Here is a 7576-nt window from a genome sequence, read left to right as displayed (position 1 = left end):
GCGCCGTCGGCCGAGCCTATCCTCCCGCGTCGCTTGGCGAGCCGTACGACCCGGGCAAACGGTAAGCGAGGCACGCGAAAAAGCCGCATCCCCTGCGCTGCGATCGTTGCTGCGATCCGCACAGGAGATGCGGCCTTTCGATTAAAGCTGCATTCCATAAAGGGTATATCGGCCTGACCAGCCCCGGCTCATGATCGAAAAGCCCGTTCACCCGGCCGCAAGCCGCTTGCTCAGGACGATAGCTTCCGATGCGCCTCCGCCTCCGGGCTCCACCCGAAGCTCGTCCACCAACGCCTGCAGCAAATAAAGACCAATCGGCGAGTCTTCGAGGCGCTCCAAGGCCTCCGCCCCCTCCGGCGGCAGCTTCACGGGACGCAGCGCTTCCCCGAACGTCACATCCGGCGAATCCGTTCCAATCCGGATGTTGAGCTCCGTCTCCCTTAGCGTGAACACGAGCCGCAGCATCGGCAGCGGTTCCCTTTCTCCGGCTTGCAGGATCGCATAATTGCAAGCCTCCGTTACCGCTACCTTCAAGTCCTCGATCGCTTCGTACGAAAATCCGACCCGGACGGCCACCCCATACAGCGCCAAGCGGACCGTGACCAGATCGTCCGCCCGAAGCGGCACGCACAAGACGACGGTTTTCGAACCCGCCTCCGTTTGCCCCTTCATAGTCCGCCCCCTTCAATCGTCAGGTAACGGGACAACCCGGTCATGTCGAACAGCCGCCGGATTTTGGCCGGCACTTCCTGCACGGCAAACGAAGACTCCTCCGGCTGCCGCTTTTTGAGCACCGAGACGAAAATCCCGATCCCCGTGCTGTCCATGTAAGTCAACTCCCGCAAGTTCAGCTTGAGCGGCACCGTCCGCTGACCCGCCAGCGGCTCCACGACGGAACGAAATTGCTCGGCCGTGCTCAAATCGAGCTCGCCCGATAAGAACAGCACGTTCGCTTCCGGCGTATTCAGCACTTTCACATGGAACTTCTGCTGCGCGTCTCTGTCCATCCGCTTCTACCTCCCCCTGAATAAAAGATTATTTGTAGAATAGCAGATTTTAGGAAGTTTTTCACGGCACCCCGCAGAGAAACCCGCTGATTCACCGAAAAGCGGCCAAGGTCATCATCACTAACGTATTGCCCAGGTTCTAATCCTGCGTCACGTCACGCGCGCCGGCTCCGCCGCGTGCGTTTTTTTGCGGTGTCCGGCGTCTAGCGTGCCCGTGCCTCCCCGATGAGGTTCGTGAAACAAAATAAAGGCCAGACAACATCCTGACCTTTATTCTGCATATGATTTTTCAGTTGAACCGGTTCCGAAAGCCCGAGCTATTCCCCGGGTTCAATCGGTAGCCGTATGGAAATAATGGACGGACAGCAGCTTCCCCGTGTCCTCGTCCAAGAACAGCTTAAGCGCCCGTTGTCCCCGCTTGTAGACGATCCCGTCCTCGCCCACCCAATCCGGGGTGCCGAGCGTTTGCCGCAGCGCGTCCGCATTCATCTCCAGCTTCTTGCCGTCAATCTCGATCGTACCTGCCTGAACGGGAACCATGACATATTGGACGAATTGATCGTAAAGGCCGATCCGGCAGTCGTCGTATACGAGGATGCGCTCGTCCTTGAACAGGGGATCGGTTTCCTCGGCATTCGGCCTGCCTTTCATTTCGTAAAGCGTTTTCAGATCGTCCGTAACCGCGATCCCGTTGACCCGTTCCAGCGGCCATTTGACAGGCCCTGCGATTGGATCGCCGGTACCGGCTTCTTCATAAACAGCCGCACTCACGGTGAACGCCTGCTCCGTTGCCGCCATTGCAGACGGATAAGAAAGCTTGTCCAATGCCGCAGGCGAATCTTCGGCGGAGCTCCAGGAAGCCCCGGTCAGTCCGATTGCAGCCGCGCCGATCAACCACCATTTGCTCAACCGTTTCATTGGAATCACCTCTCCCGTGTTGTGTCAGGCAACGGATCGAGTTCCGACGTTTAGTTATGGATTTAAAATGACATTCTCATCTACGGCAATGACAATACGTCCGCTCGCCATCTCCTTCTCGTAGTATTCGACCGCCGACATCGACAGCCCGAGAGACAAAAGCTTCTCCCGCAGCGCCATGCCCTCGCACTTGTACAGCGGCGCTACCGTATGCGCCATCGATTCTCCAACGAACCCGATCCGGCTTGCATACTTTGGCTTAAACATCTCCTCCGTCCGGACATTTTCATGAGCCAAAATTTGAATCTGGTCGACGCCGCGGCCGGCCGATTGAAAATCGCGGACCGCCTGCTTCACTTCCTGCTCGCCCTTGGCTACTACGATCGAATGAAACATCGGAAACGCCTCCTCCTGTCGGTAGTCTAATCAAGCTTCTTACCGGACGTGCTCCAGTTGAAGCTGTCCGATCGGCATGTATACTTTCGGCTTTTTGCCGCTTTGCTTCATGACCATTTCCGCGTCGCCGACGACGGCGATCGAGGACTTGGACAAGCTTCCCACGGTGGCCCCGTCCATCAGGACCGCCCCTTCTCCGATGATCGCGTTGCGGGCAAAGACGCCCCGACCAATATGCGCATTCGGCATCACGATGCAGTTGCGAAGCACGCTGCCCCGCCCGACGTACACGTCGTGCGAGATGACCGAGCGTTCCACTTGGCCGAAAATATGGCTGTTGCCGGCGATCAGCGAATACGTGACGCGGGCGGAGGGATCGACGTAGGAATGTCCGGCGACGCATGCGGGCGTATGCATGGGCCAAGCGGCGTCGCTGCAGCGGAACCGCGGCTGCTCGCCGATCAGATCCATATGCGCTTCCCATAGGCTCTCTACGGTTCCGACATCGCGCCAATACCCTTCATACGAGTATGCTTGCAGCTTGCCGCCGGAGCGCAGCATGGCCGGTATGACGTCTTTGCCGAAGTCCCGGGAGGACTGCGGATCGCGCGCGTCGCTGTCCAGCATCCGTTTCAAATAAGACCATTTGAACATATAGATGCCCATCGAGGCGAGATTGCTTTTCGGCTGGGCCGGCTTTTCCGCAAATTCAACGACCCGCCCCCGGCTGTTCGTCCGCATAATGCCGAAGCGGTGAGCTTCCTCCCATGCGACCGGCGTTACCGCAATCGTTGCGTCGGCCCCGCTGTCCACGTGCTGCTTCAGCATCCGCCGATAATCCATCCGGTATATATGATCGCCCGACAAGATCAACACGTGCTCCGGTTCGTGCCGCTGGATGAACGCTTGATTCTTGTACACGGCATCCGCCGTACCCGCATATTCGCTGTCCTGCGGCGGCAGCAGGGTTATGCCGTCCGCTGCGTTCGACCAGACCGTGCCGCTGCCGATGTGTTCATGCAGGGATGCGGCTTGATATTGAGTCACGACACCAACCGAGCGGATGCCCGAATTTTTGCAATTGCTCAAGCCAAAATCGATGATCCGGTAAGCACCGCCGAAATGAACCGCCGGTTTCGCTTTGGATGCGGTCAATACGCCCAACCGGCGGCCTTCCCCGCCGGCAAGCAGCAAAGCTACACATGCTTGGGAATTCATCATTTCACCTGCACCTCTCTGTTGGTCTAGTGTTTCGTCGCTTTCGTTCGATACCTATGATTAACCGGGCGCCTGGTCTATGAAACATAAACTGGCAGCTTTCAAAGAAAGAGCCGGCCTTTTTTCAAGATGGATTGAACGGATCGTTTGATCTATAGTTTTACAATTTTTTAACAAATTTATCATTTTTGCGACGGCATGACAGGAGAGCAAGGAGAGGAGAAAGTTCGCATCTATTTCAAAATCAGGAGATAAATGTCCAATTCATGCGCACTGCCGCTAGCGTGCCGGAAGGGGAGCGGAAATGGGGCGGAGGTTAAATGTTTTAAACCGGAAGTTAAATGGAGCTGTCCGCATTGTTGCGGACGGACGTAGGGATTCGGGTAACGGAGGGCACAAAGCTGCCGAAACCTTCCGTGCCCCGCATTTTCCTTCATTTGACGGCGCTCATGCAGTCGTATTCGACGCAGCCCTTGACGCGAATGGAGAAAACGAACTCCGCCCCCCGCCGGCATTCCGGCGCTAGCGCGATGTGGCCGCCCATAAGCTGCACGAGGTTTTTGCAGATCGCCAGCCCCAGCCCCGTTCCCCCGTATTTGCGGGTTAAGGACGAATCGACCTGCGTGAACGGCTGGAACAGCATGCCGCGCTTCTCCTCCGGGATGCCGATCCCCGTGTCCGAGACGCGGAACTCCAGCTCCAACTGCTCTTCCGCATGGCTTAACACCGCGACCGAGACGTGCACGCCGCCCTGCTCGGTGAATTTGACGGCATTGCCGACCAGGTTGATCAGCACCTGCCGCAGCCGCGATTCGTCGCCGATGATGCATTCGGGGATCGCCGGATCGATATCGTACGTAAGCTCCAGCGATTTGCTGCGGCTTTCGGCGTGGAACACCTCGTACGTTTCGATCAGGCTCGTCCTCAGATTCAGCGGCGCTTCTTTGATCTCCATCTTCCCGGACTCGATCTTGGACAAGTCCAAAATATCGTTGATGACATAGAGCAGCGCGGCTCCGCTGCGACGAATCGTATCAACATACTCACGCTGCTCGGCGTTCAGGTCCGTCTCCACGAGCAGATCGGCCATGGCGATAACCCCGTTCAGCGGGGTCCGGATTTCGTGGCTCATCATCGCCAAAAAATTGGCTTTGGCCATGGCGGCCTGCTCGGCCGCTTCCTTCGCCCGCTGCAGCTCCCGGGTCCGCTCGTTCAGCAGCTCGGTTTGCTGCTGCAGCTTTTTTTGCGCCAAATAGATGCTGACGAACCCTTCGATCTTCGATTTCAGCGTGCGCGGCACGAACGGCTTCACGATATAGTCGATCGCGCCGACGGAATACGCCGTAAACGCCTGATCCTGCTCGTCCGGAGCCGCAGTAATGAAGATGATCGGCACCGCCCGCGTTTTTTCGCGGGATTTGACCCACTGGGCCGTCTCGAACCCGTCCATCCCCGGCATGTGCACATCGAGTACGATGACGGCGAATTCGTGCCGGAGCAGACAGCGCAGCGCCTCTTCCCCGGAGGTCGCCTTCTCCAGAATATAGTTCTGGTCCTCCAGCACCGCCTCAAGCGCAAGCAGGTTCTCCGGTTGATCGTCTACCAGCAAGATGCGGATCGGTACATCCATACAAACCCCACCCTCATTTGATCTTGCGAAATATTTTCTCTTGCTGATCCAGCGTCTCGTAATGCGCCGCATGCTTCGTAAACGTGATCGATTCCTTATGCCCCAGTACCAGAATCCCCTGCGGGCACAAGCTTTCGTAGAACAGATCGTGCGCATGGTTTTGCAGGATCGAATCGAAATAAATCATGACATTGCGGCAAAAGATGACGTGAAACTCGTTAAACGACCGGTCCGTCACCAGGTTATGCTGCGCGAATACGATCCGCTCCCGCAAAAAAGGATGGAATACAGCCACCTCCCCGGTTGCGCCGTAATAGCCCGAGAAGGCATCCTTGCCGCCCGCCCGCATGTAATTTTTGGTATATTCCTGCATTTTCTTGAGCGGGTAGGCGGCGCGCTCCGCCACATGAAGCACCTCTTCGTTAATGTCGGTCGCATAAATGCGCGCCCGGTCGTACAGCCCTTCCTCGTACAGCAAAATAGCGGTGGAGTATACCTCCTCCCCCGTCGAACAGCCCGCATGCCAGATGCGGAAGGAGGGCAGCTCCCGCAGCAGCGGCACGACCCGTTCCCGGAACGCCGCGAACAAGCTCGGGTCCCGGTACATCTCGGTCACGTGAATGACCAGATCGTCCACCAGACGCTCCGCGCAGCTCCGGTCGTGCAGCACCCGCTCCTGCAAACCGGATACGCTGTGCAGCCGCTCCGCGTAAATGCGGTGCCAGATGCGCCGGCGGACGGACGGATACGCGTAATTGCGAAAGTCGAAGCCGTACAGCCGGTACAGCCCCTCCAGCAGCAAAGCGATCTCGATGCGCTCCCGTTCCTCTTCCTCCCGGGTGCCCCGGCCTCCGTCCGCCTCCGAATAGACGGCCCCAAGCTTGCGCAGCGCCCTCAAGTCCCCGGCCCGTTGATCGTACATGGCTCCGCTCACTTGTACAACCACACCCGCATGAGCGAGAGAAGCTGCTCGGTATGAACCGGCTTGGTGATATAATCGGAGGCTCCGGCTTGAATGCATTTCTCGCGGTCGTCCTTCATCGCCTTGGCCGTCAGGGCGATAATCGGCAGCCGGTCGAATCGCTCATCGCTGCGGATGGCGCGCATCGCTTCATAGCCGTCCATCTCCGGCATCATGATGTCCATCAGCACGAGATCGAAGTCTGGCTCCCGGTCCAGCGAATCGAGCGCCTGTTTGCCGGTCTCGGCGAACGCCACCTGCATGCCAAGGCCTTCGAGCAGATTGGACAGCGCGAACACGTTGCGGATGTCGTCGTCGACAAGCAGCACCTTCTTGCCTTTGAATACCGTTTCGATGCTGTGCAGCTTCTGAAGCACCTGCTGCTTCTCTTCCGGCAGGTTCTCCTCGACGCGGTGCAGGAACAGCGACGTCTCGTCAAGCAGCCGTTCCGGCGACTTCACATCCTTGATGATGATCGATTCGGCATATTTCTTCAAGCGCATCTGTTCTTTCTTGTCCAGCGTCTTGCCGGTATAAATCACAATCGGGAGCCGCCGCAGCGCCTCGTCCGCCTTGATCCGGTCAAGCAGCTCGTAGACGGACGGCCCGGTCATTCCGTAATCGAGCACCACGCAGTCGAACGGCTGCGCCGCCAGCACCTCCAGCGCCTCCTCGCCGCTTGCTACGGCCGTAATTCGGACATCGTCATGAGCGATCAGGTTAACCAAGCTCTCGCGCTGCTCCTCGTCCGGCTCTACAATAAGCAGACTCCGCAGGTCGCGGTTCAGGAACGATAAAATGTGCGTAAACGCCTGCTCCAAATGCTCTTTGCCGGACGGCTTGCGCAGCCAGGCGATCGCCCCCATCGACAGTCCCTGATGCACCTCGTCCACGACGGAAATGACATGAACGGGAATATGGCGGGTGGAAGCGTCGTTCTTGAGCTGCACGAGCACGGACCAGCCGTCCATGACCGGCAATTGGATATCGAGCAGAATCGCATCCGGCTGCAGAGTCTTGGCGAGCTGAAGCCCCTTATCCCCCTGCAGCGCGACGACCGCCTTGAAGCCCCGGCTCCGCGCCATGTCCAGCAAGATCGCGGCAAAATGCGCATCGTCCTCGATAATCAGCAGTACCCGGTCGCCTTCCGCAATGCTGTCGCGGTCGTCCGCGAAGGCGGTCTCCTGCGCTTCCCCGCTTTCGGCCGTTTGCTCGAGTGCCAGCGGCGAAGGCTGCGGCCACAGGTCCGGCGCCTCCGCCGAGGACGGCATGACGGCGGACGCCGCCTCGGCCGCGCCGGAAGCCAGCCGCCCGCTGTGCGGCAAATACAGCGTGAACCGGCTGCCGCGGCCCTCCTCGCTCTCAAGCTCGATCGTTCCGCCGAGCAGCAAAGCCAGCTGCCGGCTGATCGAGAGGCCGAGCCCCGTCCCGCCGTACTTGCGGCTC

At 58.7% G+C, this 7576-nt stretch carries 8 protein-coding genes; all 8 read right to left on the bottom strand.

Annotated elements, in window-relative coordinates; translation table 11 throughout:
* Positions 1-207: 207 nt before the first annotated feature.
* Positions 208-672 (bottom strand): ATP-binding protein, encoded by a 465-nt coding sequence (locus PEH01S_RS33645; RefSeq protein ID WP_127490393.1) that lies wholly within the window; start codon positions 670-672, stop codon positions 208-210.
* Positions 669-1007, bottom strand: a complete 339-nt coding sequence (locus tag PEH01S_RS33640) for an STAS domain-containing protein (RefSeq protein WP_025845379.1) — start codon at positions 1005-1007, stop codon at positions 669-671. The genes PEH01S_RS33645 and PEH01S_RS33640 overlap by 4 nt, the downstream gene beginning before the upstream one ends.
* Positions 1008-1337: 330 nt before the next feature.
* Positions 1338-1925 carry a hypothetical protein gene (locus PEH01S_RS33635; RefSeq protein WP_127490392.1) on the bottom strand — a complete coding sequence of 196 codons (588 nt, stop codon included), beginning with the start codon at positions 1923-1925 and terminating at the stop codon, positions 1338-1340.
* Positions 1926-1979: 54 nt separating this feature from the next.
* Positions 1980-2321 carry a general stress protein gene (locus tag PEH01S_RS33630; protein ID WP_127490391.1) on the bottom strand — a complete coding sequence of 114 codons (342 nt, stop codon included), beginning with the start codon at positions 2319-2321 and terminating at the stop codon, positions 1980-1982.
* A 39-nt stretch (positions 2322-2360) separates the two neighbouring features.
* Positions 2361-3539 (bottom strand): glucose-1-phosphate adenylyltransferase, encoded by a 1179-nt coding sequence (locus PEH01S_RS33625; protein WP_456320101.1) that lies wholly within the window; start codon positions 3537-3539, stop codon positions 2361-2363.
* Between the two features lie 433 nt (positions 3540-3972).
* Positions 3973-5169 (bottom strand): ATP-binding protein, encoded by a 1197-nt coding sequence (locus PEH01S_RS33620; RefSeq protein ID WP_025845384.1) that lies wholly within the window; start codon positions 5167-5169, stop codon positions 3973-3975.
* A 13-nt stretch (positions 5170-5182) separates the two neighbouring features.
* Positions 5183-6091, bottom strand: coding sequence for a CheR family methyltransferase (locus PEH01S_RS33615; RefSeq protein WP_127490390.1), 909 nt, complete (start codon positions 6089-6091; stop codon positions 5183-5185).
* An 8-nt stretch (positions 6092-6099) separates the two neighbouring features.
* Positions 6100-7576: response regulator (locus PEH01S_RS33610; protein WP_127490389.1), on the bottom strand; the 1477-nt coding region annotated here is incomplete at its 5' end.

The organism is Paenibacillus ehimensis NBRC 15659, assembly GCF_004000785.1.
GTDB classification, from domain to species: domain Bacteria; phylum Bacillota; class Bacilli; order Paenibacillales; family NBRC-103111; genus Paenibacillus_G; species Paenibacillus_G ehimensis.
This window is presented reverse-complemented; position numbering and strand designations above follow the sequence as displayed.

Excerpts from the sequence above, each read along its gene's own strand:
- PEH01S_RS33645 (WP_127490393.1), bottom strand. The coding sequence starts at position 672 with ATGAAGGGGCAAACGGAGGCGGGTTCGAAAACCGTCGTCTTGTGCGTG.
- PEH01S_RS33640 (WP_025845379.1), bottom strand. The coding sequence starts at position 1,007 with ATGGACAGAGACGCGCAGCAGAAGTTCCATGTGAAAGTGCTGAATACG.
- PEH01S_RS33635 (WP_127490392.1), bottom strand. The coding sequence starts at position 1,925 with ATGAAACGGTTGAGCAAATGGTGGTTGATCGGCGCGGCTGCAATCGGA.
- PEH01S_RS33630 (WP_127490391.1), bottom strand. The coding sequence starts at position 2,321 with ATGTTTCATTCGATCGTAGTAGCCAAGGGCGAGCAGGAAGTGAAGCAG.
- PEH01S_RS33625 (WP_456320101.1), bottom strand. The coding sequence starts at position 3,539 with ATGAATTCCCAAGCATGTGTAGCTTTGCTGCTTGCCGGCGGGGAAGGC.
- PEH01S_RS33620 (WP_025845384.1), bottom strand. The coding sequence starts at position 5,169 with ATGGATGTACCGATCCGCATCTTGCTGGTAGACGATCAACCGGAGAAC.
- PEH01S_RS33615 (WP_127490390.1), bottom strand. The coding sequence starts at position 6,091 with ATGTACGATCAACGGGCCGGGGACTTGAGGGCGCTGCGCAAGCTTGGG.